The sequence below is a fragment of the Phormidium sp. FACHB-592 genome (assembly GCF_014695795.1).
Taxonomy (GTDB): Bacteria; Cyanobacteriota; Cyanobacteriia; order Leptolyngbyales; family Leptolyngbyaceae; genus Stenomitos.
Map to the genome: position 1 here is coordinate 23,150 of NZ_JACJOZ010000046.1, position 26,485 is coordinate 49,634.

Here is a 26,485-nt window from a genome sequence, read left to right on the forward strand (position 1 = left end):
TGAAGGTTGAAGTGCATCTGTCTTTTGTGCTCGCCCTTCTGCCTTTTGCCGTTTGCCTTCTGCCTTTTTACTTTTAGTTTTTGCCTTTTGTCTGGTGCTGTCTGGTGCTACAGGTTCTTTACGTTCTAAATTGCGATCGCTCACGATGCCACCACTGCTTGCTTACCGATTATGGACTGTTGATACACACGTTCGACCACTGCTGCTAAACGCTGCATCGCTATTTCAAGCTCCTGATCGCTACCAGTCAGGCTAATGCGAACGCACTGACGAGTATGCTCCCAATCTTCATGCAGCCCCGGAAAGAAGGAACTGCCAGGAACAACAATCACGCCAACCTGCTTTAGCTCTTGGTAAAACTCCCAGTCAGTGATAGGCAAATCTTTGAGCCACAGCCAGGTGAAAATAGCACCTTCGCCGCGATGTAAGAACCAGGGCACAGAAGGCATTGCCTGATCAAGCGTTGTTTCAACGATCGCAACTTTCTTCTGATAGAAGGGACGAATCACCTGAGCCGCGATGTCTGCCAACGCGCCAGAGTTGATGGCACGAGCGGCGATCGCCTGTCCATAGCGAGGTGAATGGATGCACATATTGGTCTGGAAGCATTCCAGCACTTGAATGAGTTGTTCGTTACCGATCGCAATACCAATGCGCTCGCCGGGAAGCCCCGCCTTGGAAAGGCTCATACAGTGCAGAATGTTTTCGCCAAACAGCGGAGTCATCTCGGTAAAGTTGAGCGCCGGAAATGGTGGTGCATAGGCAGAATCAATCAGGACAGGCACATGATGAGGAGCCGCCAAGGCTGCAATTTTCTGCACTTCGTCATCGGTAAGGACGTTACCAGTTGGGTTACAGGGTCGAGAGAAAAGGACACAGCCTGTATCTTCTGCGATCGTCAACTGGCTAAAGTTGGGGCGATACTTAAAGCGATGGGCAGCCGTATCAATATCTAAGGACGGCTTGTAGGCAAACAGTGAATCTGGAGCGAGCGCTACGCCACCATAGCCTGTGTAGTCGGGACTCAGAGGCAAAACAACTTTTTTTAAGGTGCCGCTTTCGGTATAGCCGCCGAACGCATTAGTAGCGTAAAAATAAAGGCTCTGGCTACCAGGTGTAATCAGCACGTTGCGCTCGGTCAACTGCAACCCATAGCGCCGATTAAAATCCTGCACAATGGCATCAATCAGAGGTTGGTAGCCCTGACTTGCACCATAACGACACACTACATCACCATACTCAGCGCTCGCCAACAGGTCGGCAGTGCAATCGCGCCAGAGTTGTTCAACTTCGGGCAAAATCAGCGGATTGCCTGCGCTTAAATTGATAAAGTCCTGTCCTGCGCCCGATCGCAACGTTTCAGCAATATCTTTCATAATTGCCCGCACACCAGTCAGGCGGGTCATTTGGTTGCCAAGTTGAGTCAGGGCAGGCTTCATAGTAAAAATTGCAAAGTGTGGGGATTGTAAAGCGTCTTTCTAACGTTCACCAATGCTACTCAATTGTTCACACACTTTACCAAGTAGATGACCGTTGCCATTGATTTGCTTATTGTGTTCAGTCTGTCCTTCAAGCAGCAAGCACTAGCCCTAAAGCCTGTCTGACTAATGTTCACAGCTCAATTGAACTTGCCAAACTCTATCTGATAGCCGATGGCAAGAACTAACCCTGTGGAAGATGTGTTGACTGATCCACAGTTCTATCCTTAGCTGTAGAATTTCAAAATAATATGGAGTGTTGCTGATGAATATATTAATGGTTGCGGATGCTGCAAGCACGGGTATGCAGTTTCCAGTTTCGTTTACGTTGGTTTATGTTGTTGGGTTTATTGCAGCCGTTTCGATCGGTTCGATCGCCTGGTATAACTCCAAGCGTCCACCTGGCTGGGAAGGCAAGGATCGTCCTGATGCAGTACCTGAAGTAAAGAAAGAGGAAACTCCTGGGTTGTAAGGTTTTTGGGCGATCGATAAGGACAACGGTTGAGAGCCTTCTCAACCGTCAGCGGTTAGCTCTAGCTTTGAAGCTGATCGCTAAAACAAAAAATGTCTATGAAATAACATCACTTATGCATTTAGAGTAGCTACCCAGCGTTGGTAAATATTACGAATCGCTGTAAGCACTGAATTTTTCACTGATTCAGAGGGCGGGTGTGATGTATCTAAAAGTTGGAGATCAGTTAGCAGTTTTGCCTCGCTGGTATCTACGGTGCCATCACTATAAATCAGTCCACTAATAGCCTCGATAAGCTGCTGGCAAGCTTCTGAGGTCGGCTGATTACCCAGATATTCATTCACCCAGCTATAGCATTCTGCTGCTTTTACAGGTCTAAATTCGTGGAGCAACGGTTGAAGCTCTGGCTCGTTTTCTAACCCCTTTTCTTCAGCAATGCGGTGCAGATACTCGCGTTCTTCTGGTTGAATTTGACCATCAATCCAGGCGACACCAATGAGAATTTTTAGCAGCGTTGTAACCTTAGGATCTGTTGTCATAGGTCTGGTACAAAGGTAAATGAGCCAAGCAACCTGAGCAGGCTTCCTACACCCTACACCCTGCACCCTACCCATACCCACCGTTACTTAACGCTTCTTCAAGCGCGCCATAAAAAAGCCATCCATATCGTGTTCCTGCGACCAAATCTTAATCCATCCGTCTGAAGTGACGAATGCCGCCGGTGGCGTATGCGGTTGCGGTGGCTCGCTCACCCAGTCAGGATGACGAGCCAGAAAGCTCTGCACGATTGCCTCATTTTCTGCCGGATGTAGGGTGCAAGTAGCATAAACCAAACTGCCAGCAGGCTTAACCCATAACGCTGCCTGATCCAACAGTTCTGTTTGTAATTGCGTCAGTTGCTGCACAGTTTCAGGCGTTTGTCGCCAGCGAGCATCAGCATGGCGATGGAGTGTGCCCAAGCCAGAGCAAGGAGCATCAACCAGCACACGATCGCATTGCCCTATAAACTGCGGCAGGTTGCGGCTGTCGCCCTCACACAGTTGAATCGATTGCAAACCCAGACGATCGACATTTTGCTTAAGCTTTCTTAACCGAGAGGCAGCACGATCACACGCCCACACCGTACCGCGATCGTGCATTAACTCTGCTAGATGCATGGTTTTGCCGCCCGGTGCTGCACACGCATCCACAACTACGTCTTCAGGCTGCGGATCGACTAGATAACCTACTAACTGAGCGCTACTGTCCTGCACAATCCACCAGCCCTCGTCAAAGCCTGGTAGCTGATGAATTGCCCCTGCGGCTTCGGGTAAGCGCAACGCCTCTGGAAGGTGTGGAATACGGCTTACTGCAACGCCTGCGGTCTGCATTGCCGACTCGACCGTTTCAACCGAAGCCTTAAGTGTATTCACCCTCAAATCAATATGGGGCGGCTGGTTCATCCATTGACACAGTTGCTCCGTTGCTTCTACCCCCAACTGCTCCAGCCAAAGTGCCACCATCCAATCGGGATAACTGTGTTGAATGCCAAGGCGGGTGATGGGGGAAGGCGAGGTGAGGAGAGAGGAGAGAGGAGAGAGGAGAGAGGAGTCTTGCCTTGCTTCCCCCACTCCCTCTGTCGCCCCTGCTCCCTCCGCTCCCTCTGCCTCCTTCAAACGAACATACTGCCGCAACAAACCATTCACAAAGCCTGTTAACCCAGCAAAGCCGTTTTGCTTCGCCAGATCAACGGTTGTATTCACCGCAGCAGAGGCTGGAATTTGATTCAAAAAGCGCAGTTGGTAGAGTCCCAAATGGAGGATGGTGCGGAGATCATCCGGTTGCTGATGGGCAGGCTTTTTCGCCAGTTGGTCAATGAGCGCATCTAACGTCCGCTGCCTGCGAACGCTGCCATACACTAGCTCGGTCAGCAAGCGACGATCGAGAAGATTAGTGAGCTTTGCCTGCCGCAGCGTTTTGTCCAGCGCCACGTCGGCAAAAGCTCCCTGATGCACCGATCGCAGTGCCAAAAAAGCCAACTGACGAGGATTTTGGGTCACAATCGTGGTTTAAAACGCCGTTCCTAGGATAGCTCGGTACGCGGTTACTTTGAGTCTGCTGGATGATGGACGGGCGCATGGTGGACAGGAATTTCGATCATAAATTCGGCACCAAATTTTGGTTCAGAGTAAAACTTCAGGTAGCCGTGGTGCTGGTTGACAATAGTTTGATAGCTCACCGTTAGCCCTAACCCAACCCCCTGTCCTACCTCTTTCGTGGTGAAGAATGGATCAAAAATTTGGTGTTGCAGGTTGTGGGGAATGCCCGGTCCTGTATCAGTGATGACAACGCGAACCATTTCGGGTTGGTTGTTTGTGGCTGCAATCATATCGGTGCAAATGGCGATCGCCTTTTTGCCCTGCCAGGTACTCAATGCTTCGATCGCATTCAGCAACAAGTTGAGAAACACCTGATTGAGGTCGCCGGGATAGCATTCCACCAGGGGCAAATCACCATATTGACGAATGATTTCGATGTCTTCTTTGAAGTGGGTTTTGAGTACAAGTAGCGTACTTTCAATGCCTTCGTGGAGATTGACCCGTTTGCGCTGTGCTTCATCCAACCGCGAGAAGTTGCGGAGTGAGAGCACGATTTGACGAATGCGCTCGGCACCCGATCGCATGGAGTCGAGGATGCGAGGCAAATCGCCCCGCAAAAAATCGAGTTCAACTTCAGCAATCATCGCCTGTAAAGCTTCATCTGGCTCTGGTGTGCGAGCCTCATACTCCTTCAGTAAGTAGAGCAGATCGTGAATGTAGGTTTCGACATAGGGCACATTGCCGTAGATGAAGTTGATCGGATTATTGATTTCGTGAGCTACTCCTGCCACCAAGCGCCCCAGGCTAGACATTTTTTCGCTCTGAATAAGCTGTGCTTGGGTTAAACGTAGCTCGTTCAGCGTTTCTGCAAGATGGTGTGCCTGTGCTGCACTTTCTGCTGCCTGCTGCTTTGTCTGAGCATAAAGATGCGCCTGCTGAATCGAAATTGCTAACTGATCTGCCACTGCTTGCGTCAGTTTTTGGTCGTTCTTTGACCAATAGCGCGTGTGAGAACACTGATTGAGGTAGAGAATAGCGTGCAGTTTTTCCTTGTTCTGCACGGGCACCACCAGCGATGATTTAATTTCCGCCTGCTGATACTCCTCGTTGTGGGGACCAATGCGATCGTCCTGAGTCACATCAGCAATGACAACGCGACGGCGATTTTGAATCACCCAGCGGGTAATCGGACCATTAGTGTCAAACGCATCAATGGTGCCTGTAAAGGGTGGACGGCAGACTTCATACAGATGCTTGAGCCGAAAGGCAGCACGATCGTTGGTTTCATCCATCGCCGCTTCAACAACGGGTTCGCTCTCGTAATCGCCAGGATCTTCAACCAGATGCACCAGGCAGCGATCGACCTTGAGCGCCTCTAGCAGTTGAGCGATCGCGCCACTGAGAATCGTTCCCAGTTCAAAGCTTTGGCGCGTCTGGGCAGTGATCTGGTTTACCAAACGCTCTCGCTGCGCCTGCTTTTGGGTTTGTTCATAAAGCTGCGCCTGCCGGATTGCAATCTCAAGTTGCTGAGCGATCGACTGAATAAACTCTACTTCTGCGGGCGACCAGTGGCGGGGCTTGTCAGACAGGCAAGCGATAAACCCGTTCGAGCCGCCCTGCGAGTTAACGGGCACTAACAAATTAGCGATCGCGCCCAATACTAGCGGAGGCGGTTGTTCATCACGTTTGCGCCAGGGTAGTATCCAGTGCCTGAGCGATCGCACCAGCGAAGTGCCACTACTCAACCCACTAGTGATGCTGAGTTCGCCACGGGCGATTGCGGTCGCTGTGAAGCCAAACATAGCCAGCGGATAGTAGCCTGGTGCGAAAGCTTTTCGGTGCAGGCGATCGACGTTACCACTCTCACAGACAAGCTGAACTCGCTTAGTGTCGTGAAAATACCACAAGAAACTACAGCGATCCAACTTGAGTAAGGTTGCCAGTTCATCGGTTGCCGTTTGCAGCACAACCCGCAACTCTAGAGAATTGCGAACACGGTCAACAATCCGCCGTAGTTGGGCATTTTGTTTTTCGGGATACTCCAACCAATTACTTGGTGATACTTTAGCCAAACGAAATTTAGGAAACACACGAGGCCGGGTAAAAAAGGCAGACAGCATGAATAATTAGGGCGAGTTACTCGTCCAAAAGGGCATCACATTTTTTTCGAGTCGCTTAAAGATGAGACAAAGCAGTGGAGGGAAAGAGAAAGCAGCAAGGCTCCTTCCATCTGTTCCCTGCCTTTACCTAATCGCAACAGCACTCCACTCGACCGGAAACCGCTGTTTAAAAATCTGTAAGACCGTAGAGCCTAAGCACTACAGTAAAGATGCCCCTGTTTCGTCAATTAACGCTGTTTTGTTACTTAACACTGTATAAAGCAACACTGTATAGCTATGTTAGAAGTTTGAAGGCATTGAAGCTGTATTCAAACGTACGCTCTATTAGTTCGTTAGATTTAAGTCACCCGCCAAAAGACGTGTTTTGTCTCAGCAAGGCGATTAAACCGAGCAATGGTATGAAACAGACACAACCTAATCTTCAAGAGTCTCCAGCACAGTCGTTGAGTGTGGTGTTAGCGACCGATCGCCGTCAAGCCAATCAACTCACGGCGATCCTGCTTCTGATGGGGGTAGGCTTGGTTGCGATCGAACCAGTACTGGCATTACCTAATCCGGAGGATAAGCCTGAAGAAGTGCTGCGGTTGGAAGTCATTACTGGAGCGCGATCGCCGCTTGATGGCAAACCGATTACGGCAAGTGAGTATGCTCAGCTTCAGGCAGAGTTGCAAACGCCCGGACCCTCTCGACCGCAAGTGGGGCGACCACTTGAAAAGAACCTTAATTTGCTGCGTCTCCGCAGATTTATCAAAACCTTTTTTCCGTTCTTGCCAGTCCGTTAGTGAAGCAGCCTCAGGCGGGAACTTTAAGCGCTACCTGCTTTAACGCGCCGGGCAATCAGTGCTACCGCCTTTGCACGTCACATCGTATCCAACTGTCAAGGGTTGGTAGAAAAGTCTAATGCCCAAAGGTCAGGGAGTTGATGAATTTTTGCAACAGATTAGCGGAGTAATTGCTCAGAAAGAATGGGTTCGATGTAACAAAATACTTAAGACATCCTTATCAAATTGTGTCGGATATTTCCTAGAACGCTTATGTGGACTGGTTTTCTGGTACAACGGTGTGTATGCGATTATTGTAACGGTCAGTATTCAGTCATCCGCAACCCATACTCCTGAAAGATGGTGTGGTGCCAATTTGACTGCCTGCTCGTGACTGCCCCGCATACTTCGCGCATTACCAGACTAAGGAGCTTAACTGCATGTTCACACACGTCAAGCCCACCATCAGACACGTCGCACCCGATGATCTACGGGGACGCGCTCTGCTTAGAGTGGTCTATGTCGTGCTAGAGCCTCAGTATCAGAGTTCGCTTTCGGCAGCGGTTCGCGCCATTAACCAGAACCATCCCAATCTGGCTGTCGAAATTAGCGGCTATTTGATCGAGGAACTCCGCGATTCGGATAACTACGAAGCCTTTCAGCGTGACGTGGCGCGGGCAAACATTTTCATTGCGTCACTGATTTTTCTAGAAGATCTGGCAGACAAAGTAGTGGCAGCGGTAGAGCCACACCGCGATCGCCTGGATGTGGCAGTTGTCTTCCCCTCCATGCCGCAGGTGATGCGCCTAAACAAGATGGGCAGTTTTTCGATGGCGCAGCTAGGGCAATCCAAGAGCGCGATCGCCCAGTTTATGAAAAAGCGCAAGGAGAAATCTGGGTCTGGCTTTCAGGATGGGATGCTAAAGCTGCTGAACACGCTGCCCAAAGTGCTGAAATACCTGCCGATGGACAAAGCGCAGGATGCCCGTAATTTCATGTTGAGCTTTCAATACTGGCTCGGTGGTTCGCAGGAGAACCTGGAGAACTTCCTGCTGATGCTTGCCGATCGCTACGTATACAAAGAACTCGACACAGACAGCGGTGCCTTGCAGTATCGTGATCCCGTCACCTATCCTGACCTAGGTATCTGGCATCCCCTCGCGCCCACCATGTTTGAGGACGTGAAGGAATACCTCAACTGGTTTAACTCGCGCACTGATATTTCGGACGAATTGAAAGATCCCCTTGCCCCTTGTGTGGGTTTGGTGCTGCAACGGACGCACTTAGTAACGGGCGACGATGCCCACTATGTAGCGATGGTGCAGGAACTCGAAAGCATGGGCGCACGGGTGATTTCGGTGTTCGCAGGCGGACTGGACTTTTCCAAGCCCGTTGAGGCGTTCTTCTACGATCCCCTTTCTAAAAATCAGAACGCCATTGTGGATGTCGTGATCTCGCTGACTGGGTTTGCCCTAGTGGGTGGACCTGCGAAGCAGGATCATCCCAAGGCGATCGAAGCCCTCAAACGCCTTAACCGTCCCTATATGGTGGCGCTGCCCCTGGTGTTTCAAACCACCGAAGAATGGGAGGACAGCGATCTGGGTCTGCACCCGATTCAGGTGGCGCTTCAAATTGCGTTGCCCGAACTGGATGGCGCGATCGAACCCATTATTCTTTCGGGTCGGGATGGCATGACAGGACGTGCGATCGCCCTGCAAGATCGGGTCGAAGCGATTACTCAGCGTGCTATGAAGTGGGCAAACCTGCGCCGCAAGCCCAAGCTGACCAAGAAAGTGGCGATCACCGTTTTTAGCTTTCCACCCGATAAAGGCAACGTTGGCACAGCCGCATATCTAGACGTGTTTGGCTCCATTTACAAGGTGATGGAAGCTTTGCAGCACAACGGTTATGACGTGAAAGACTTGCCTGAAACGGCAGAAGCGCTGATGTTGGAAGTGCTGCACGATGCCCGCGCTCAGTACAACAGCCCCGAACTAAACGTTGCCTACCGGATGTCGGTGCCAGAGTATGAAGCGCTGACCCCGTACTCCGAGCGTCTTCACGCATCCTGGGGACCACCGCCCGGACACCTCAACACCGATGGGCAGAATCTGCTGGTCTTTGGCAAAGAGTTTGGCAACGTCTTCATTGGCGTGCAGCCGACCTTTGGCTATGAAGGGGATCCCATGCGGCTGTTGTTCTCACGGTCTGCCAGCCCCCATCATGGGTTCGCCGCCTACTACACCTACCTGGAGCAAATCTGGAAAGCGGATGCCGTCTTGCATTTCGGCACTCATGGATCGCTAGAATTCATGCCCGGCAAGCAGATTGGGATGTCCGATACCTGTTTCCCCGATAGTCTGATTGGCACTATTCCAAACCTCTATTACTACGCAGCGAACAATCCCTCGGAGGCGACGATCGCCAAACGTCGCTCCTACGCGGAAACGATCAGCTACCTCACACCACCCGCTGAAAACGCCGGACTGTATAAGGGTTTGAAGGAACTGGGTGAACTGGTTGCGTCCTACCAGACCTTGAAAGACACGGGACGCGGTGCCCAGATCGTTGATTCGATTATGGACAAAGCGCGGATCTGCAACCTGGACAAGGATATTGAGTTTCCTGAAAGCGCGAAGGAACTGGAGCCAGAAGCCCGCGATACGGTGGTCGGCAAGGTCTACATCAAGCTGATGGAGATCGAGTCGCGTCTGTTGCCCTGTGGTCTACACGTCATCGGCAAACCCCCAACGGCAGAAGAAGCGATCGCTACTCTAGTCAACATTGCTAGCCTCGATCGTCCTGAAGACAACATTCTTAGCCTGCCCAGCATTATTGCGAACAGTCTGGGTCGCACAATGGAAGCGATCTATCAGGGCAGCGATCGCGGTGTGCTAGAAGACGTGCAGTTACTGCAAGACATTACCCTGGCAACCCGATCGTCTGTTGCATCACTGGTGCAGGCTCAGGTCGATGCCGATGGTCGCGTTTCTAGAGTTTCCAGGCTCAACTTCTTCAACATGGGCAAGAAAGAACCCTGGGTAGAAGCCTTGCACCAGGCAGGTTATCCGAAGGTGGACGTTGAGCAAATCAAACCACTGTTCAACTATCTAGAATTCTGCCTGAAGCAGATCGTGGCGGATAACGAACTCGGTGCCCTGCTCACTGCCTTGGAAGGCGAGTACGTCATTCCTGGTCCTGGCGGCGACCCGATTCGCAACCCTGATGTGCTGCCGACTGGCAAAAACATTCACGCCCTCGATCCACAGGCAATTCCGACCTCCGCAGCCGTGAAGTCTGCCAAAGTGGTAGTCGATCGCCTGCTTGCCCGTCAGTGCGCGGAAAATGATGGCAAGTATCCAGAGACGATCGCTGCGGTTCTCTGGGGCACCGACAACATCAAGACCTATGGTGAATCACTGGCACAGATCTACTGGATGCTCGGTGTGGCTCCGTTGCCTGATTCGTTGGGACGAATGAACAAGCTGGAACTGATCCCGCTTGAAGAACTCGGCCGTCCTCGCATTGATGTAGTGGTGAACTGCTCCGGTGTGTTCCGCGATTTGTTTATTAACCAGATGGCACTGCTCGATCGCGCCGTGAAAATGGCAGCCGAAGCCGATGAGCCACTGGAAATGAACTTCGTCCGCAAGCACGCCCTCAAGCAGTCCGAAGAAATGGGCATTAATCTGCGGCAGGCTGCCACTCGCGTTTTCTCCAACGCCTCTGGTTCCTATTCCTCCAACATCAACCTGGCGGTGGAAAACAGCACCTGGGAAAGCGAAGCCGAACTTCAGGATATGTACCTGGCGCGGAAATCCTTCGCCTTCTCGTCAGATAACCCTGGCACGATGGATCAAAACCGCCAGATCTTCGAGTCTGCCCTCAAAACGGCGGATGTCACCTTCCAGAACCTGGACTCGTCCGAAATCTCGCTGACGGATGTCTCTCACTACTACGACTCCGACCCCACTAAGGTTGTGTCTCGTCTACGGAATGACGGCAAAGCGCCTACTTCCTTCATCGCGGATACTACAACCGCCAACGCCCAAGTTCGCACCCTCTCGGAAACCGTTCGTCTGGATGCCCGTACCAAATTGCTTAACCCCAAATGGTACGAAGGGATGCTGAGCCACGGCTACGAAGGCGTGCGGGAACTATCAAAGCGGTTGGTAAACACGATGGGCTGGTCGGCAACGGCAGGCGCAGTGGATAACTGGGTCTACGAAGATGCCAACGAGACGTTCTTCAAAGATGAGGAAATGTCGAAACGCTTGCTCGACCTCAACCCCAGTTCGTACCGCAAGATGGTGACGACGCTACTCGAAGCTAATGGTCGCGGCTATTGGGAAACCACTGAGGAGAACCTCGATCGCCTCCGCGAACTCTATCAAGAAGTTGAAGACCGCATCGAAGGCATCGAGTAGGTTGCCTACACGTCAATAGTTGCAAGGGGACACGATATTTCGATGTCCCCTTTTATTGTGAGTACAATTTACTGAGGTCAAACCGTGTTAGCAAGCTACGTATAGGCTCATAATAGGAAGAGTACTCCGTAATCGTTACAGAATTGTAAATTACGAGGATGTCTTACAAGCCCAGATGTAGGGATGTATAGGCTTAAACAAACTCTCATCCCTTAATCTGTCAGAAGAAATGATTATTGACAGGGGAATGAGAGCAAAGCAACTATCCTGTCCGATCGACATCAGCGATAAGCAATGGAATCTCTGATCCAAAGCGCTGCCCTCAGTCACATCAGATGGACGACCCCGAAGTGTGGCGATCAGACTCGTAAGCAATGCCATCTTTTACCGAGTGGTGGCAGGGAGTGCTTAGTGGCTATTGCCACACAACTTTCCATGGTGGAAAACGGTTTATCACCACTTTCGAGCTAAGCTGATGCGGTCTTGCCGGAAACCTCCGAAACTTTCATCTATGTCGCGATGATTCATCTCATACTCAGACGCCTAGCGTAGGTTTTCACTTCTCAGATATCCTCATAAGCGTTGTTTGCTGGATATACCATCGTCGTTCTGATGGGTTTTATACCTTCTCGACTAGAACGCAGTTATGGAACCAGGGAATTTGTGCAGCAACCTGCTGCACAATTTGCTTGTTGGAATAAGCTTCAGCGAATGCCCTCATATATTTGAGCTTTCGCGATGAAAACTCTTTGCTATCGGGATCCCGTTTCACGCCAACTTTTCAGACAGCCTCTAAAATCGATTCATGAATGCTTCGCATACAGTTACAAGCTGGATTGGCACCTCTTGCATCGGATAGTGTCCTGCATTGCTTATGACGTGCAACTCAGCCTTCTTAAACCATTGTAGGATTGTGCTTTCGACGAGAGCAGTCGTTACTGCGGCATCGTGTTCACCTGTAATAGCCAGGAAGGGGACTTCGCAACCATCGACTTCAGCCGCAAAGTCTTCTGCCGACCACATCTTAAAGTAGTTACGGTAAGCATCAGGATGAGTAGTTCTCAATGACTCATTGACCATGTACCGCTCCCAGACTTTCGTATAGCGATTGCCAGTCGTAATCATACAAATGGTGCCGCGATTGGCTGGTACTTCCCAGGCAGTAGCAAACAACTTTTGGGTCTCTTCATCAAAGGGGACAGCGCTTGCAGGTACTGGGGTCACTCCTATCACAGACTTGAGGTGGGTGCTGTAATGAGCACTCAAGTATTGGGCGACTTTGCCCATCATCGAATGACCGATATAGTGAAATGCTTCCCAACCTAGCATAGCTGCCAGTGTCATTACATCTCCTGCCACTTCTGCATTTGTGTAGTTTCCTACCATGCTTTTAGAATCACCGTAACCGCGTGGATCGGCAAAACAATACGTGAACGTCGCGCGATCGAGCCAGTGATAAATCGGTTGAAACACCGTATGGTCACCTAACCAACCGCCCATCACAATGACTTTTTCTGGTCCCTCTCCGATAACTTCGTGGGCAAGAATGGGTTGTGTCATCGTGGCAAAGCTCCTTTCAAGATTAGGTACAGTTGGTTGTTCATCACTCTAAACTCAGCGACAGAAGGCTTAGCTGAGCAATGTAAGCTTCAGAAGCAAGCTTTAAGTTTGTCACTGGTTTAACGACCGGAACTTTACAGGCAGATTTCATAGGGCTATAGCCACCAGCCTGAGGGAGGAACTGAAAGGCTATGGTTATTTATGGTGTATGAGTTAAGGAGAAGAAAAGGCGTATCGGGGTTCAATGAGTAGTTGTACCACATCACCGGGGCGCTATCACCAGGACGGGCATAGTCTTCGTGCTGCTGGGAAGCGCCAACACTTGGCACAGGGTTTGCCAGTGATGTTGGTTAAAATCTGCCAAAGCTTATGTCGCTGGGGCAATAAGCTTAGTTGCATGCTTAACAGTGACTGAGGTTCAGTCGACACAACATGTGGTCCAACCTTGTTTGCTTGTTACGGGTAGGGCTGCCGCCATCTCTGTAGCTCAACACACCCAGCGTAATCAGGCTGAGAGCGGTCAGCCAAAAGACCGTCTTGAAAATCGTTTTTGCCATACCAGTGCTCAACGTCTAAAGCTGCCTTGGGTATGACTAAGACTGCTAGCCTAGTCCTAGAGGTACCCTACTGTACTTTACAGCGCCCGGTCGCTGGCACCGGGCTTTCGCGTGCAAAGAAGAGGCAAACCACTCCACCCAAGCTCAAGTTAACGATCGCTCACCCTGGCATTGCCAATCAGGGGTCTCTCTCTGGAGTCGCTACAACTAGGCAGGGTTGGGGTCCTGTATGGCTTCACCGATTGCTTTAGCCACTTCAATACCATTTTCTTCAAGAATAATGATGGGATCAAAGCCAGTCTTGACCTCAATGCGCTTGATCAACACCTGCCCATTGGAAAAACGTTGCCCCACTTGAAGATGGCGACTGCTGGCTTCATTGGGTGCTTTAACGATCGCATGAGCCACACTGCCGACCACGACCACACCACTGACTTCTACCGCGTTCGCTAGGCTTGCCACTGGTAACGGCGGCAGTGCGCTGAGCAACGGTGTGCTTTGCTTGGGCGGCAATGGCGTAGTGCGCTTCGGCTTTAAAGCCGTCAGGCGGGTGCGGGGCTGAGTCAGTGGGGGCACAGTGACCGTCGGTGGCGTTGGAAATCCTATGTAAGGGGAGAATTTCGGTTTGTTAGCAAGCGTCGGTCGCCGTTGGATCAAGCGCGGCATACGCCTGGCTCGCGTTGGTAATTGCCTTAGAAGGGGGACATCGGGGCGAGCAGCCACAGGACGCGGTTGTTGTAACTTTGGTGGTAGGCTGGCGAACGGATCAGTTCTGCTTTGACGTTGAATGCTGCGCCGCACTTGTCTTGTCTGCTCAACGCTGTTGGTTGACTGGAGCAGTCCTGGCATGTACTCAGGAGCTGCCACTTGCGGTACCAACGGCGCTGTCCCAGCAGCAAAAGGCTCTGCTGTAGCAGGCGCTTCTGTTGTACTCGCGGGTTCTGGCGGCAGCGTGATCACGGCATCCTTATCAGCATGAGAAGAGCAACTACCAACGGTCAAAGCGACCGACCCAGCCAGCCCAGCAGACATCAACTTGCGCATGTTTCTCTCCTCAAGGGTTTGGTCTCCGACTGGCGTTGGCAAGGGTCAGGGTAATCGGTGCTGTAGCTTTCGGTGTCTAGCCAGAACCAATGCTCAACATGAGCGAAGCAACTATTGCCACAGCAGCGATCGCCCTATGTCGCTCTTGCCTTAACTGACCAGAGAGCGTCTCGCTTAACCAATTCTCAGAACAGTCGAAAAATCCGGACGATTGTTGTGCAGTCTTAGTAAAGACTCGCTTTGAAGCTGAGGTCTTGGCACAACCTCATCAACAGCTCCTATGCGCGACTGAGTCATAAACAAAGCTGATTTATTCATCGGGTCGCAGCGGACATACAATTAGCACAAGCCTTGCCTAACGGCGCATTAGAGACATTTCATCCAAAGGTAGTCTAATGTGCAAGCGCTGCTGCTAATGAAGTAGTGCTTGACTAATGAGAACCTTTTCCTAGGATTATTTACTTGGGTAGATGTTACATTCCCTACATTTGTTAAAAATGATGCTGTCGACCTGGTGAAGCTCTGCCTTGTGCAAGCCGCTGCACCGCTAGCTTCTGATGCACCTGACGCAAATGAAAAGTTTTTCTCTCCCTGTTGATGAACAGGAAAGCATCCTTTGTTTACAGCTTGTGAAACACAACATTAAGTACTCGCAAGCGGTTGCTGTCTCGAAGCTCCTGGTAGCACAAGGAAGCGGTCGGGTTTTGACCGAGGAAGAGTCGCAACTGACTCAGCAGGTTTGTCGTCAGTGGTTAGAGCAGCGGCAACGACAGCAGCGTCTAGAGGCAGTTCTGGAGCACTTGCACAACTAGAAGAGCATACTCACGCTATAACGCCTCTATATAGCAGCGGAGACAAAAAGGGGGACTATATTGCAAAAAGTGATAGAGTTAAAGGCTACCAATAGAAAAATTAACGGTAGTCCTATCTGGTAAAGGATAGGGAATAAGCAGCCTTCACTAACAACTCAATATCGCCGCACCTATCAGGTTGTTGTAATGATGGATGAAATACAAAGTCGCTCCCCTGTGATTCTCCAACTTTTTAGAGAATGATAACGGCTTCCTCACTAAGCGTGACACTCGTTGCCTCAGCATGTTGTTGAAGCGTTCAATGTAGCTGGTTAAGCCGCTCTCTTTACCTACCGCACGATGACGTTTACTTGGTAAAACCTTGGCGTCAGCTTCCCAGTAATCGCTGTACACAATGGCGCATTGTCAGTAGACAGCAGGCATCGATTGCCACAACCTCATTGCCCCCTCTGCTGAACAGTCGCCAATGTAGCATTCACAATCTCACGCGTTTCTACATCCAGTGCTAGCCACACCCACTGCTTGTTGCCCTTGTCATCAACAAACGACCATAATTCATCCATCTGCACCGCTAAGTGCCCCTTGGCTTTCGGTTGAGCTTGTACCGCTGCCGCACCTGGGCATAGCAACGGTGGACATAGCGTTGTAGCCTTCCCTCCGATCAGTTCATCACACGAGCACAATACCTACCAAGGGAATCTTCTCCAACAACAGGTAGTCAATCATCGTCTTGCGGTCTGGGTCAATTGGCTTCCATTGCAGGTCTTCGACAAATTGACGACCACAATCACGGCACTTGTAATTCTGCTTGCCACGACGAGTCGTGCCATTTTTCATGATGTCGTCTGAGTATAGGTCGGGCAAAGGAGATAAGGCTTCATGGTGGAAGACTCGGAAGCAGGAGATGTATGATAAAAGACTCAACCATGATAGCTAGTCCTAATTCTCTCTACTCTTTACTAAAGGGCACTACCCGTATTTTTTAACCATCGTACGCAGGATGAAGCCTTTTATGCTTTAGTCGATCGCATTTATACAGAAGGCATAGAACTCTAATCCCTACAGTATCTAACTGAACTGATCGAAACCAAGCAGAAAGTTCGTAAGAATCGATCGCAGTGATTGGAGGGGGTTCGTGTGGAGGTTCCCCCAATACTGTGCAATTCAAATCGCTTTAAAGCTTTCGGCTTAATGGTTTAGAGGGGATTGACTCGAAGGCAAGCTTCGACTGCTGCGGGTCGATTTGAGGCTCAAGTTCATACACATTGCGGTAGCCGTAGTTATATAGCGCAATGTAAGTTGAGAGATTGAGCGATGCTGATGGCATTTTGGAGGGAAACGGCTCCTCAGCGTTGACAAAATTATTGTTGCAATAGATGAGAATGCGAGTCGTTTTATCAGGCAGAGTGCGCTTCAGACTCTCCACTGTAATGTCTGGAAAACTCAGATTGACAGCGCCTTTAATGTGCAAAAGCTCGTACTTTTCACGGCTACGGGCATCCAGAACGATCGTGCCCGGTTCACGGCTCATACGGATGAAATCGGCTTCCGAAAGCCTACGCGTCTTGCGATGCTTTGCCGCCTCAAACGAAACGCGGAGATACCCATCCATATCGATCGCAGGGTTTGCCGCAAGTGGTTGTGGTGCCGCCACAGCACCGCCTGACAAAGCCACACAGAAAAAGAGAGCAATGGCAAGTTTCATAGAGTACGTTCTAAAGGAGGACTTAGGAATAAAGGTGCTTAGACTGTTGCACGCTATGAGCTTGTGAAGCACTGTTTATGGCTGTCTAAGCGAGCTACTTGAGTTTATCAAGCCGAAGGAATTAAAAACGCTGCTAAAACGCTGCAACAAGCGACCCAGTAGTTGTATCGCGCTTTTTAAAGTGATTTTGCCATGAAGCTTAAAACGGATGTAAGCGGCGACGGATGTAAGCGGCGGATGGTTTCGGTGTCACCGCTCCAAAACAAGGTTTTAGACGTGAGGAAGCACGATCGCCCATCCAACCTATCTAGGCGTTGCTGAGGGCATGATGCAGGCAAGAAGCCTCAAGTTGAGCCTTTGGTCAGAAATTCAACTCTCGGAATCAGCGGATCTTGAACAACCCCAATCCCCGTAAAGCTCCAACGTTTGAGTAAGGGATCAATCTGGGTGCCAGGAATGGATTCTACAGAGAAACGATCGGCAACTTCTGATGCATGAGTATTCAGGTAACTTAAGGCATCAAAGTGTTCACGAAACAAAAGTAAAAAACTTGGACTAGACTGGGCTGCGTTTGCGTCTTTACCAGCATGAGGATGCGCGACTAAATAGCTACCGTCGGCTCTCGATCGAATCAGGTAATAAGCTTCCGAAAACATGACGCTATTAGTAATTTTTTAGTTGTAAGTGAAAAACTGTGAATGAAAAACTCATTTTCAAGCAATCTTTTCACGTATCTTATCTGTAGAGAATAAGCAGTACGATCACTGCGTTGAGGTATCGAGATCGTTGCCCTTTGAATAGCCAAAAGTTGGTTTCTTTAGCCTCAACGGTAGTACTAAAGAACAATCACCCGTAAGCTTTAGATCTAGTTAGCTTCCTCTAGCTTAATGCGAGGATCAACCGCTTTGAGGAGTAAATCTGCCAGCAAATTGCCAATGATGAGCATGACCGCACCCATCATCAGGCTTGCCATCACTAGGTAAAGATCCTGTGCTTGCACTGCTTGCAGAATCAAACGACCCAAACCAGGCCAGTTAAAAAAGAACTCAGCAATAAACGCGCCACTCAGCAAGCTGGCAAATTCAAACCCAAGCAGGGTAATCAGCGGATTAATGGCATTACGCAGCGCGTGAATATAGATCACCTTGTTTTCTGGCAGTCCTTTGGCGCGAGCGGTTTGAATATAGTCTTGCCGCAGCACATCAAGCAGTTCGCCACGGGTAATGCGCTGAAGTCCAGCAAAGCTAGTGATGCTAAGAGCGATCGTCGGCAAGATCATGTGCCAGCCAATATCAATGATTTTACCCAGTGGGGTCAATTCGTTATGGTCGATGCTGGTCATATCGCCAACGGGGAAAAGGGGCGACGTGTTTTGCGCCAGAATCAGCAGCAGTAACGCTGTAATAAAACTGGGAAAGCCCTGCCCCGCATAGCTAATGACCTGCAAGAGTCGATCGCTCCAGCGGTTTTGATTGACCGCGCCGACAATACCCAATGGAATGGCGATCGCCCAAGTAACTAGCAGCGAAGAGAAGGCTAACAGCAGCGTCGCTGGCACACGTTCTAAAATAATTGCGGATGCCGAGCGGTTGTACAGCATACTGGGACCCGCATCGCCATATCTGACAATGCTCCAGAGCCAGAAGAAGTACTGCTCAATCCACGGTCGGTCTAAGCGGAATTGCTGCCGCTTTTGCTCTAAAAACTCTGGCGAAATTTTAGGATTCTGGCGATAGGTGTCCAAAAAGTCTCCAGGGGCAAGCTGGATGATCACAAAGCTCAGCGCTGATGCCAGGAACAGGGTCAAAAGTGCTTGTAACAGGCGTTTGACAATGTAAACAAACGTATCGCTGGTAAAAAACGTCATCAGCGCATCAACGCCTGCTTCTCGCCTGCTCCGCTCGGATATAGTCATCAGTTTGTGTTTCGCTAAAGATTGTTCAGCCATCGTTGTTGGCTTCAGGCTCCATGACCAACGGCTTGCTGCCAACAACTTAGAACTATCCTAATACTCAACCAGCGTGATGATCGGTACCTCCGGTAGCCGTTTGCGTCCGCTCAGATCCTTAAGCTCAATGACAAAGGCAAAGCCAACTAACTGACAGCCAGACTGCTGCACCAGTTGAGCGGTAGCCGCTGCCGTGCCACCCGTTGCAATCAGGTCATCCACAATCAAAATTTTGCAATCGGGAGGATGAAGCGCATCCTGATGCACTTCCAGGCGATCCATGCCGTACTCTAGCTCGTACTCAATGGAATGCACTGCTGCCGGAAGTTTGCCCGGTTTACGAACGGGAATAAAGCCTGCTCCTAGCTTGTACGCTAGCGGAGCACCAAAAATAAAGCCACGCGATTCCATCCCAATGATGAAGTCTGGCGCAAAGTCAGCACATTTTTCTGCCAGCGCATCAATGGTGTAACGCAACCCATCCGCATCACGCAGAAGAGTGGTGATGTCTTTAAAGATAATCCCTGGCTTTGGGAAATCTGGAATGTCGCGAATAAGAGCCTGAATGTCCATGAATTTGCTGAAACGAATTTACTGGAAGAACGTGAATGCTGAATAAGTGATATTGAGTGTAAGCGATCGCAGACAGTAGGGCATAGACGATCGCGAACCATTGATATCAGAAAACCAGTTAGGAAACTTGTGCGAGCGATCGTGCCATCTTACTCGCAGTACTGTAGTTTATGGTTGGTTGCGCTGAGTGTGACGTGTGTTACTTCCATAAAGGCGGCTGAGTTTAGCAAGGTTGTTCGTAGTTTGATAGATGAGACGTTGCAGCAATTCGGAATACCGTTGTGAAGTACTTTTTTTTGTCGGATGGCTGGACAGTTGGTAGAGTCTGGGAATTAGGAGGGCTATGGAACGAAAGCGCCTGGAGGCGCAAACCAGACATTAGCCAGATTAACCTCTGCGTTTGGGAGAAGGAGGAGAAGCTGTGGCTTTATCGGGTCGAAGACGCGGTTTTGATGGTTGAGGTTAAACCAACTGATCCGGCTCAGCTTGATGCCACAACACAAGCGATCGGACAAGTAGTCTTAAAGCGGCTGATTACGGCTGACCAGGCGATCGAACGACTTTGTGCGGCACAGGCTCAGACTAAAGCGTAGCCAAGCTAAAGAGCCGTTCAGCATGAGTAATCAGTAATCAGCGTTCAGCTCCACAGCAGTAGCAAAGCTTCAAACGCTGGCTTTCAGGCTAAGAAAAAGCGCAGGTTACTTTTTCACGGTTGATTGTGGTGTGGCGATCGCTTGACGCAGCAGCATGACTCGACGGCTATCGACCACCATTGCCCAAAAGCCACGATCGGTCAACGCTTGCAAGGTTGAATTAGCAAGGCTTTGGTCACTGGTATGCACCGCTAACAAGTACGGTCGCTGGCGATAGGCTGCCAGACCAATCTCTTTGCCAACCAACTGCTGCACCTGGGTTGCCAGTTCTGGGCGGCTAAAGTAATCGACCAAAACCGCATAGCCGCCACCTAAAGCCTGAGGGTTAAACGTCCCTATGCTTTGAGGTGAGGACGATCGCGCGACGCCTGCTGTTGGAGCCGGAGCCGTTGGCGTAGGTGCTGGTGACGGTTGCATGGGTGCTGGTGACGGTTGCGCCGCCACTTCTGATGGTCGAGCTACGAAAGCAGACAGCCCGATCGACTCTCTCACATACTTTGCCCAGGCATCGGCTGCTTCAGCCGTGGGAAACCCACCCACTCGCGTTACCACGTCGTTGAGGTAGTTGCAGACCGTCACCGTAGCGCTTGAGGGTAAGGTACGACGCACTTGCTCCTGGCTTTCGGGTGTCTTGCTCACCACCAATAGCAAATATTCACTGGGGCTAGGCGGTTGGCAGTCAGCATAGCCTGCTGGTGCAGGAGTATTTGCTGGTGCAGGAGTATTTAATGTAGGCGGTGCCGGTGGAATTTGGGCAGAGGCGATCGCCGCCGCCACCAAACTTGCTCCAGAGAACAGCACTGGACGCAACAAAAATTGGAATCGTCGGGCAATCTGAAACATAAACTTTCTTGAGAGGGTTTAAGTTGGCGATGCCCTCCTATCGCTGGAAAGCCAACAAGCAACCTTCATGCCAAAGGCTTAAGAAATGGATGCTAAGGAGGCTAAGGGCTGCGGAATGGTGTAAGAAGGAGCCTGAAACGCACCCGTCACCACAAATTCCAGCCGTAGTTTCAACCAGGTAATGAACTGAGGATTGGTTGAAATAATAGCACTCGCAGGCTGTGGGCACTTAGCTTTAGTCTCTGCCAGTTCCGGTGCTTCCAAGAACGCAGGTTGGTTAACGAGCCAAAAGTCGATTTCTTTTTCTTGCTCGTGGTAATGCCGGGTGCGTTCTTTCAGCACTTCATCGATCGGCTCTTCTTCAGTAAGAAACCGTTGGCTGGCAAGCACGTAGTAGTAGGTTTGCATGGTCATGTGAGTAGTGTTGATTGAAATGAATAGAAGTGAGAGTTAGAACGCTTAGTTTTAAAGCCTAGTTTTAGTGTTGAGTTTTTGGTGGTGAGTGAAGGCAAAGAACGGTAAGTCTTATTGAATCTTGCGCTTGAATGTTTTAACGCAAAACTCAAAATTCGTAACTCAAAACGCTCTACGCCTCATTCTCCTCGCATCGCTTGTTTCATTTCACGCACGGCTCGTTCTAAACCAACTAGGATGGCACGGCTGATAATCGTGTGACCGATATTGAGTTCTTCCATTCCTGGCAAACAGGCGATCGGATACACATTCCAGTATGTGAGTCCGTGTCCAGCATTGACGCGCAAACCAGCGGCGATCGCCTGTTCGCAGCCGTCTTTCAGGATTGTTAGCTCCTTCGCTCGATGGGCTTCGGCTTTGGCTTCGGCATATTGCCCGGTGTGCAGTTCGATAAACTGAGCGTGCATGACTGCGGAAGCCTCAATCTGCCTGGGGTCAGCGTCAATAAAGAGGCTCACCGGAATGTCAGCGTCTTGCAATGTGGTGACAATCTGCGCCATGCGATCTGCCTGCCCTGCCACATCTAGTCCGCCTTCAGTGGTGATTTCTTCGCGCTTTTCGGGTACGAGGGTCACGTAATCAGGCTTGATGTCGAGGGCGATCGCCACCATTTCATCCGTCGCTGCCATCTCCAGGTTTAAGTGAGTTCGCACCGTCTCCCGCAGCAAGCGCACATCGCGATCCTGAATATGTCGGCGATCTTCGCGCAGGTGGACGGTGATACCATCGGCACCCGCTAATTCCGCTAAAACAGCGGCAGCTACGGGATCAGGTTCTACTGTGCGCCGTGCCTGCCGTACTGTTGCGGTGTGATCGATATTAACGCCAAGTGTCGGCAAGCTAGTGGCTCCCAAAGCTGTTGCAAGCCCTTATTTTACCGTTAGGACTTGCGCGTTAGACAAGGATCAGAGAATTGAGTGCGATCGCATTGCTTCGTCAGCATCAGTTTGTCAGCATCAGTAGGATAGGTGGGGAGTGAAAGAGTTTTGAGTAACGCCTTGCGCCACGTTGCTAGAGAGTTTTGCGTTAACTCCAACCACTGAACACTGACCGCTGATAGCTGAATGCTGATCGCTATTTCAAGGAACATAAACGGATGGATCGATTGAATTTGCAAGTCTTCCGGCAGTTTTGGGCGATCGCCAAAACCTACTGGTTTAGTGAGGAAAAATGGCAAGCCAGGGGACTACTGCTGGGAGTCGTGCTGTTTTTGCTGGCGTATACCGGGCTAAGTGTGGTGCTCAACAACAAGCGAGGTGTGCTGATCTCAGCCCTTTCTGCCAAAGATGAGTCGCGCTTTTGGGAAACGGTTGTGATTTTCATTAGCGTGCTGGTTATCTATGCGCCACTGTTGGCAGGCTACCGCTATCTGCGCGATCGTCTCAGTCTGCAATGGCGACGCTGGCTAACCAATCGCTTCGTAGACAACTATTTTGGCGATCGTGCTTACTATAACCTCAGCACATCAGATGTAGACATTGATAATCCTGATCAGCGCATTGCCGAAGATGTTCGCAGCTTCACTCAGGAATCGCTCACGTTTTTGCTAGTGCTGGTGGAATCGGTGCTATCGGTCATTGCCTTTAGCGGCGTACTTTGGGGGATTTCTCGTTCTCTCGTGTTATTTCTGTTGCTCTATGCGCTCGTTGGCACGCTGGTAACAACGGTTGTCTTTGGCAAACCGTTGGTGCGGCTGAATTTTGAGCAACTCAAGAAAGAAGCAGATTTTCGGTTTAGCCTGGTGCGGATTCGAGAAAACGCGGAGGCGATCGCGTTCTATCGCGGTGAAGAGCAGGAAGCAACCCAGGTCAAGTATCGGTTTCTCGAAGTCTTTGATAATGTCAAACGGCTCCTGCTCTGGGAGCTAAACCTGAATGTGTTGACCAATGCCTACGAGTTCATTCCCTTCATTCTGCCTGCGTTGGTAGTAGCGCCCGCGATTTTTGCAGGAGAGCTTGAAGTTGGCAAAGTTAGCGAAGCACAGGGCGCGTTCATCCGAGTCTTTTTCTCGCTGAACTTGGTGGTTGCTCGCTTCCAGGCGTTGACAACCTTTGGGGCTGGGATTAATCGCCTGTATTCGTTTGCTGAGTTTTTAGAACAGGTTGAATTAGCGTCAGCCGAACTGGAACCAGTCGAGCCGGAGCAGACCCAGCCAATTGAAGCAACTGAAACAGCCGCTACAACTCTAACAACGATTCAAACTGTCACCGCTGATCGCCTGGCGCTAGAGCATCTCACGTTGCAAACCCCAAGCTATCAGCGGACGCTGGTCGAAGACTTGTCAATTGAAGTGCCTACCGGACAAGGCTTGCTGGTGATGGGAGCCAGTGGCTGCGGCAAAAGTTCACTGCTACGAGCGATCGCAGGGCTGTGGATCGCTGGAAAGGGCACGATCGTCCGTCCCGACGCTGACCAAATTCTCTTTCTGCCGCAACGTCCTTACATGGTGTTAGGCAGCTTACGTGATCAGATCCTCTATCCCAATACCCACCTTGAAGCAGACGACCAGCACTTGACGCAAATCCTGGAGCAAGTAAACCTGGCTGATTTAGCTGAACGCTTTGGCGGCTTCGAGGTCGAACGAGACTGGGCAGATGTGCTGTCTCTGGGCGAACAGCAGCGGTTGACCTTTGCCCGGTTGCTGCTGCAAAAACCAAATTATGCCATTCTCGATGAAGCTACCAGTGCCTTGGATGCGGACAACGAGGCGCGACTATATCAACATTTACGAGCGATCGGCACTACGTTTCTGAGTGTGGGACATCGATCGACGCTTACCCAGTACCATCAATCGGTTTTAGAGCTTTCGCAGGATAAGACATGGCAGTTGCACAATCAGTCTTAGTCAAGATTGATCATTGTCTGGTCTTCATGCATAGTTCAAGAAGGTTGTGATGCCTCCCTCTCTGCCCTTCCCCAACTGTTGCAATGTCTGCCGATCCTCTCTTGCTCCTCGATTACGAACCATCCATCGAAAGGCTGGGCGACGACTATTACGATCAGGTTACTGCGGCTGAGTTTCCGGCGCACATTTTGCGGTTTCGCAATGATGACCTACTGCCAACATTGGGCTTAGACCCACAAGCAGTTAGCGATGCTGACTTTGTGGAAGCGTTTGGCAAATTTCAAGGAGCGCGTCCGCTGTTGGCATTGCGCTATCACGGCTATCAGTTTGGCGAATACAACGCCTTTCTGGGTGACGGTCGCGGCTTTCTCTATGGGCAGGTGCGGGGCACAGATGGCAAACTGTACGACTTGGGCACGAAAGGATCGGGCACAACGCCTTACTCCAGAGGGGGCGATGGCAGGCTCACGCTCAAGGGTGGCGTCCGTGAAGTGTTGGCAGCAGAGGCACTGCATCGGGCTGGAGTGACAACCTCTCGCTGTTTGAGCTTGATCGAGACGGGGGAATCACTCTGGCGTGGGGATGAACCTTCACCAACCCGATCGTCCGTCATGGTACGGTTCCAACAATCGCACATTCGGTTTGGCACCTTTGAGCGGCTCCACCGCCTTGATCGCAAAGACCTGATCGCCATTCTGCTGGATCATGTCATTGAGGTTTACTATCCGCATCTATGGGAGCAGAGCGATCGATATGCGCTGTTTTATGCCGAACTGGTGCAGCGCGTGGCAACATTAACGGCGCAGTGGATGTCTACCGGCTTCTGCCATGCCGTGCTCAACACAGACAATATGGCAATTACGGGCGAAAGTTTTGATTACGGTCCCTTTGCGTTTATCCCTACACTCGACCCTAGTTTTACGGCTGCCTATTTTGATTATGGTGGGCGCTACAGCTACGGCAGGCAACCTGCCATTTGCCGCTGGAATTTAGAGATGCTGCAACGTCCGTTGGAACGAGTGATTGCCTCTACTGATCTAGATGCAGGGCTAGAGACGTTTAACCAGCATTATGAACAAGCCTATCGGCAACGGATGCTGCAAAAATTGGGCTTTGAAGCGGTAGAAAGTCCTGAACTGGATGAGTTGCTTAACTTGACGCTACAGCTTTTAAAGGAAACGCAAGTAGGCTATCACAGCTTCTTTGCCGAACTGGCGCAGCAGTTTTCGAGTCATTGGCGCGAGGATATCAATCACATTTTCCCTCAGGTCAGCGTTTCGCCCGGTGACTTTGCCACCCTCTGGGATCACTGGAAGCGCTGCTACTTCAATCTGTTGTTAAGCTTGCCAGAAGCGGAAATGGGCGCGATCGCCGCTCGTCTTCGTGACCATAATCCAACTGCAACACCCTTGCGACCAGAGATTGAAACTGTCTGGGATGCGATCGCTGAGAACGATGATTGGCAACCTTTTAATAGCCTGCTACAGCGCCTTCGAGCCTAATGAAAGAGCATCCTCTAGCGCCACCGCAACTTTCAACGCACCGATTGTTAGTTCGGTTAGGGACCAGGCGCGATGTCCGTGAAATCGTGCGTTACTATCGCACCAATCGTGCTTTTCTAACTCCCTTTGAACCAACCCGACCCGACGATTTTTTTAAGGAAGACTTTTGGCGGGGACAGGTAGAGCGGAATCTCATTGAATTCAACTACAACCAATCGCTCAGGCTCTTTGTCTTTGAGCAAGCAAATCCAGACACAATCATTGGCATTGTTAACTTTACTCAGTTCTTTCGTGCGCCACTTCATGCCTGCCTCTTAGGCTATAGTCTGGCAGAAAATAAGCAAGGAAACGGCTATATGTCAGAAGCCGTTAGTCTCTGCGCTAAGTACATTTTTGATGAGCTAAATTTTCATCGCATTGTTGCTAACTATATGCCTCGCAATCAGCGGAGTGGCAACTTACTAAAAAAATTAGGCTTCGTAGTCGAGGGCTATGCAAGAGACTATCTGTTAATTAATGGCAAATGGGAAGACCACATTTTGACTAGCCTGCTTAATACCCATTGGCAACCAGACTAAACGATCGCTTTTCTGCCTTGTCTTCGCTCGAAAGATCGCAGGCTTAACACCATTT

The 26,485-nt window shown here is 50.5% G+C and carries 22 protein-coding genes and 1 pseudogene; 8 read left to right on the plus strand and 15 right to left on the minus strand.

What is annotated here, in order from left to right; all coding sequences use genetic code 11:
* Positions 1 to 140 precede the first annotated feature (140 nt).
* Positions 141 to 1,439 carry a valine--pyruvate transaminase gene (locus H6F86_RS12320; RefSeq protein ID WP_190448901.1) on the minus strand — a complete coding sequence of 433 codons (1,299 nt, stop codon included), beginning with the start codon at positions 1,437 to 1,439 and terminating at the stop codon, positions 141 to 143.
* A gap of 304 nt (positions 1,440 to 1,743) precedes the next feature.
* On the opposite strand from H6F86_RS12320, the gene H6F86_RS12325 reads away from it, so the two are divergent.
* Positions 1,744 to 1,950, plus strand: a complete 207-nt coding sequence (locus tag H6F86_RS12325) for a hypothetical protein (protein ID WP_190448902.1) — start codon at positions 1,744 to 1,746, stop codon at positions 1,948 to 1,950.
* A 113-nt stretch (positions 1,951 to 2,063) separates the two neighbouring features.
* Here H6F86_RS12325 and H6F86_RS12330 read toward each other — a convergent pair whose 3' ends face one another.
* The 3 genes from H6F86_RS12330 to H6F86_RS12340 form a co-directional block, all read right to left on the minus strand.
* Positions 2,064 to 2,489, minus strand: coding sequence for a TerB family tellurite resistance protein (locus H6F86_RS12330; RefSeq protein WP_190448903.1), 426 nt, complete (start codon positions 2,487 to 2,489; stop codon positions 2,064 to 2,066).
* Between the two features lie 87 nt (positions 2,490 to 2,576).
* Entirely contained in the window at positions 2,577 to 3,989 is a 1,413-nt protein-coding gene (locus H6F86_RS12335; RefSeq protein ID WP_190448904.1) for a 16S rRNA (cytosine(967)-C(5))-methyltransferase, read from the minus strand.
* Between the two features lie 44 nt (positions 3,990 to 4,033).
* Positions 4,034 to 6,148: a GAF domain-containing protein gene (locus H6F86_RS12340; RefSeq protein ID WP_190448905.1), complete on the minus strand. Its 2,115-nt coding sequence runs from the start codon at positions 6,146 to 6,148 to the stop codon at positions 4,034 to 4,036.
* A 398-nt stretch (positions 6,149 to 6,546) separates the two neighbouring features.
* Here H6F86_RS12340 and H6F86_RS12345 point away from each other — a divergent pair, with 398 nt between their 5' ends.
* Together H6F86_RS12345 and H6F86_RS12350 are read left to right on the plus strand one after the other, a co-directional pair.
* Positions 6,547 to 6,930 carry a hypothetical protein gene (locus H6F86_RS12345; protein WP_242033497.1) on the plus strand — a complete coding sequence of 128 codons (384 nt, stop codon included), beginning with the start codon at positions 6,547 to 6,549 and terminating at the stop codon, positions 6,928 to 6,930.
* Between the two features lie 419 nt (positions 6,931 to 7,349).
* Positions 7,350 to 11,336, plus strand: a complete 3,987-nt coding sequence (locus H6F86_RS12350; protein ID WP_190448906.1) for a magnesium chelatase subunit H — start codon at positions 7,350 to 7,352, stop codon at positions 11,334 to 11,336.
* A 792-nt stretch (positions 11,337 to 12,128) separates the two neighbouring features.
* On the opposite strand, the gene H6F86_RS12360 is transcribed toward H6F86_RS12350, so the two are convergent.
* Positions 12,129 to 12,896, minus strand: a complete 768-nt coding sequence (locus H6F86_RS12360) for an alpha/beta hydrolase (protein ID WP_190448908.1) — start codon at positions 12,894 to 12,896, stop codon at positions 12,129 to 12,131.
* A gap of 764 nt (positions 12,897 to 13,660) precedes the next feature.
* Entirely contained in the window at positions 13,661 to 14,497 is an 837-nt protein-coding gene (locus H6F86_RS12365; RefSeq protein WP_190448909.1) for a hypothetical protein, read from the minus strand.
* Between the two features lie 572 nt (positions 14,498 to 15,069).
* Here H6F86_RS12365 and H6F86_RS12370 point away from each other — a divergent pair.
* The gene (locus tag H6F86_RS12370) at positions 15,070 to 15,309 is read left to right on the plus strand and encodes a hypothetical protein (RefSeq protein WP_190448910.1); all 240 of its coding nucleotides are present in this window, start codon (positions 15,070 to 15,072) and stop codon (positions 15,307 to 15,309) included.
* A gap of 147 nt (positions 15,310 to 15,456) precedes the next feature.
* Here the strand turns inward: H6F86_RS12370 and H6F86_RS12375 are convergent.
* The 5 genes and pseudogenes from H6F86_RS12375 to H6F86_RS12395 all read right to left on the minus strand — a co-directional run bounded on the left by H6F86_RS12375 (position 15,457) and on the right by H6F86_RS12395 (position 19,535).
* Positions 15,457 to 16,146: pseudogene (locus H6F86_RS12375) on the minus strand (IS1 family transposase).
* A gap of 337 nt (positions 16,147 to 16,483) precedes the next feature.
* Positions 16,484 to 17,014: a rhodanese-like domain-containing protein gene (locus tag H6F86_RS12380; protein ID WP_190448911.1), complete on the minus strand. Its 531-nt coding sequence runs from the start codon at positions 17,012 to 17,014 to the stop codon at positions 16,484 to 16,486.
* Between the two features lie 344 nt (positions 17,015 to 17,358).
* Positions 17,359 to 17,670, minus strand: a complete 312-nt coding sequence (locus tag H6F86_RS12385; protein ID WP_190448912.1) for a hypothetical protein — start codon at positions 17,668 to 17,670, stop codon at positions 17,359 to 17,361.
* 209 nt (positions 17,671 to 17,879) lie between these two features.
* Positions 17,880 to 18,881 carry an ABC transporter permease gene (locus tag H6F86_RS12390; protein WP_347240284.1) on the minus strand — a complete coding sequence of 334 codons (1,002 nt, stop codon included), beginning with the start codon at positions 18,879 to 18,881 and terminating at the stop codon, positions 17,880 to 17,882.
* A 138-nt stretch (positions 18,882 to 19,019) separates the two neighbouring features.
* On the minus strand, positions 19,020 to 19,535 hold the full coding sequence (locus H6F86_RS12395; RefSeq protein ID WP_190448913.1) for an adenine phosphoribosyltransferase: 516 nt from the start codon (positions 19,533 to 19,535) through the stop codon (positions 19,020 to 19,022).
* Between the two features lie 281 nt (positions 19,536 to 19,816).
* On the opposite strand from H6F86_RS12395, the gene H6F86_RS12400 reads away from it, so the two are divergent.
* Positions 19,817 to 20,128 carry a hypothetical protein gene (locus H6F86_RS12400; RefSeq protein ID WP_190448914.1) on the plus strand — a complete coding sequence of 104 codons (312 nt, stop codon included), beginning with the start codon at positions 19,817 to 19,819 and terminating at the stop codon, positions 20,126 to 20,128.
* Positions 20,129 to 20,233: 105 nt separating this feature from the next.
* On the opposite strand, the gene H6F86_RS12405 is transcribed toward H6F86_RS12400, so the two are convergent.
* From H6F86_RS12405 to H6F86_RS12420, 4 genes are all read right to left on the minus strand, one after another.
* A complete protein-coding gene (locus H6F86_RS12405) occupies positions 20,234 to 21,031 on the minus strand; it encodes a hypothetical protein (protein ID WP_190448915.1) in 798 nt (265 codons plus the stop codon).
* 78 nt (positions 21,032 to 21,109) lie between these two features.
* Positions 21,110 to 21,439: an MgPME-cyclase complex family protein gene (locus H6F86_RS12410; RefSeq protein ID WP_190448916.1), complete on the minus strand. Its 330-nt coding sequence runs from the start codon at positions 21,437 to 21,439 to the stop codon at positions 21,110 to 21,112.
* A gap of 185 nt (positions 21,440 to 21,624) precedes the next feature.
* Complete coding sequence (locus H6F86_RS12415) at positions 21,625 to 22,344, minus strand: pyridoxine 5'-phosphate synthase (protein WP_190448917.1); 720 nt, start codon at positions 22,342 to 22,344, stop codon at positions 21,625 to 21,627.
* Positions 22,345 to 22,385: 41 nt separating this feature from the next.
* Entirely contained in the window at positions 22,386 to 22,595 is a 210-nt protein-coding gene (locus H6F86_RS12420) for a hypothetical protein (RefSeq protein WP_190448918.1), read from the minus strand.
* Between the two features lie 6 nt (positions 22,596 to 22,601).
* On the opposite strand from H6F86_RS12420, the gene H6F86_RS12425 reads away from it, so the two are divergent.
* The 3 genes from H6F86_RS12425 (at position 22,602) to H6F86_RS12435 (ending at position 26,430) form a co-directional block, all read left to right on the plus strand.
* Positions 22,602 to 24,350, plus strand: coding sequence for an ABC transporter ATP-binding protein/permease (locus H6F86_RS12425; protein WP_190448919.1), 1,749 nt, complete (start codon positions 22,602 to 22,604; stop codon positions 24,348 to 24,350).
* An 83-nt stretch (positions 24,351 to 24,433) separates the two neighbouring features.
* Positions 24,434 to 25,852: a YdiU family protein gene (locus tag H6F86_RS12430; RefSeq protein ID WP_190448920.1), complete on the plus strand. Its 1,419-nt coding sequence runs from the start codon at positions 24,434 to 24,436 to the stop codon at positions 25,850 to 25,852.
* Positions 25,852 to 26,430: a GNAT family N-acetyltransferase gene (locus tag H6F86_RS12435; protein WP_190448921.1), complete on the plus strand. Its 579-nt coding sequence runs from the start codon at positions 25,852 to 25,854 to the stop codon at positions 26,428 to 26,430. The genes H6F86_RS12430 and H6F86_RS12435 overlap by 1 nt, the downstream gene beginning before the upstream one ends.
* Positions 26,431 to 26,485 lie beyond the last annotated feature (55 nt).

Excerpts from the sequence above, each read along its gene's own strand:
- H6F86_RS12320 (WP_190448901.1), bottom strand. The coding sequence starts at position 1,439 with ATGAAGCCTGCCCTGACTCAACTTGGCAACCAAATGACCCGCCTGACT.
- H6F86_RS12325 (WP_190448902.1), top strand. The coding sequence starts at position 1,744 with ATGAATATATTAATGGTTGCGGATGCTGCAAGCACGGGTATGCAGTTT.
- H6F86_RS12330 (WP_190448903.1), bottom strand. The coding sequence starts at position 2,489 with ATGACAACAGATCCTAAGGTTACAACGCTGCTAAAAATTCTCATTGGT.
- H6F86_RS12340 (WP_190448905.1), bottom strand. The coding sequence starts at position 6,148 with ATGCTGTCTGCCTTTTTTACCCGGCCTCGTGTGTTTCCTAAATTTCGT.
- H6F86_RS12345 (WP_242033497.1), top strand. The coding sequence starts at position 6,547 with ATGAAACAGACACAACCTAATCTTCAAGAGTCTCCAGCACAGTCGTTG.
- H6F86_RS12350 (WP_190448906.1), top strand. The coding sequence starts at position 7,350 with ATGTTCACACACGTCAAGCCCACCATCAGACACGTCGCACCCGATGAT.
- H6F86_RS12360 (WP_190448908.1), bottom strand. The coding sequence starts at position 12,896 with ATGACACAACCCATTCTTGCCCACGAAGTTATCGGAGAGGGACCAGAA.
- H6F86_RS12365 (WP_190448909.1), bottom strand. The coding sequence starts at position 14,497 with ATGCGCAAGTTGATGTCTGCTGGGCTGGCTGGGTCGGTCGCTTTGACC.
- H6F86_RS12370 (WP_190448910.1), top strand. The coding sequence starts at position 15,070 with ATGAAAAGTTTTTCTCTCCCTGTTGATGAACAGGAAAGCATCCTTTGT.
- H6F86_RS12380 (WP_190448911.1), bottom strand. The coding sequence starts at position 17,014 with ATGAAACTTGCCATTGCTCTCTTTTTCTGTGTGGCTTTGTCAGGCGGT.
- H6F86_RS12385 (WP_190448912.1), bottom strand. The coding sequence starts at position 17,670 with ATGTTTTCGGAAGCTTATTACCTGATTCGATCGAGAGCCGACGGTAGC.
- H6F86_RS12390 (WP_347240284.1), bottom strand. The coding sequence starts at position 18,881 with ATGACGTTTTTTACCAGCGATACGTTTGTTTACATTGTCAAACGCCTG.
- H6F86_RS12395 (WP_190448913.1), bottom strand. The coding sequence starts at position 19,535 with ATGGACATTCAGGCTCTTATTCGCGACATTCCAGATTTCCCAAAGCCA.
- H6F86_RS12405 (WP_190448915.1), bottom strand. The coding sequence starts at position 21,031 with ATGTTTCAGATTGCCCGACGATTCCAATTTTTGTTGCGTCCAGTGCTG.
- H6F86_RS12410 (WP_190448916.1), bottom strand. The coding sequence starts at position 21,439 with ATGCAAACCTACTACTACGTGCTTGCCAGCCAACGGTTTCTTACTGAA.
- H6F86_RS12420 (WP_190448918.1), bottom strand. The coding sequence starts at position 22,595 with ATGTTCCTTGAAATAGCGATCAGCATTCAGCTATCAGCGGTCAGTGTT.
- H6F86_RS12425 (WP_190448919.1), top strand. The coding sequence starts at position 22,602 with ATGGATCGATTGAATTTGCAAGTCTTCCGGCAGTTTTGGGCGATCGCC.
- H6F86_RS12430 (WP_190448920.1), top strand. The coding sequence starts at position 24,434 with ATGTCTGCCGATCCTCTCTTGCTCCTCGATTACGAACCATCCATCGAA.
- H6F86_RS12435 (WP_190448921.1), top strand. The coding sequence starts at position 25,852 with ATGAAAGAGCATCCTCTAGCGCCACCGCAACTTTCAACGCACCGATTG.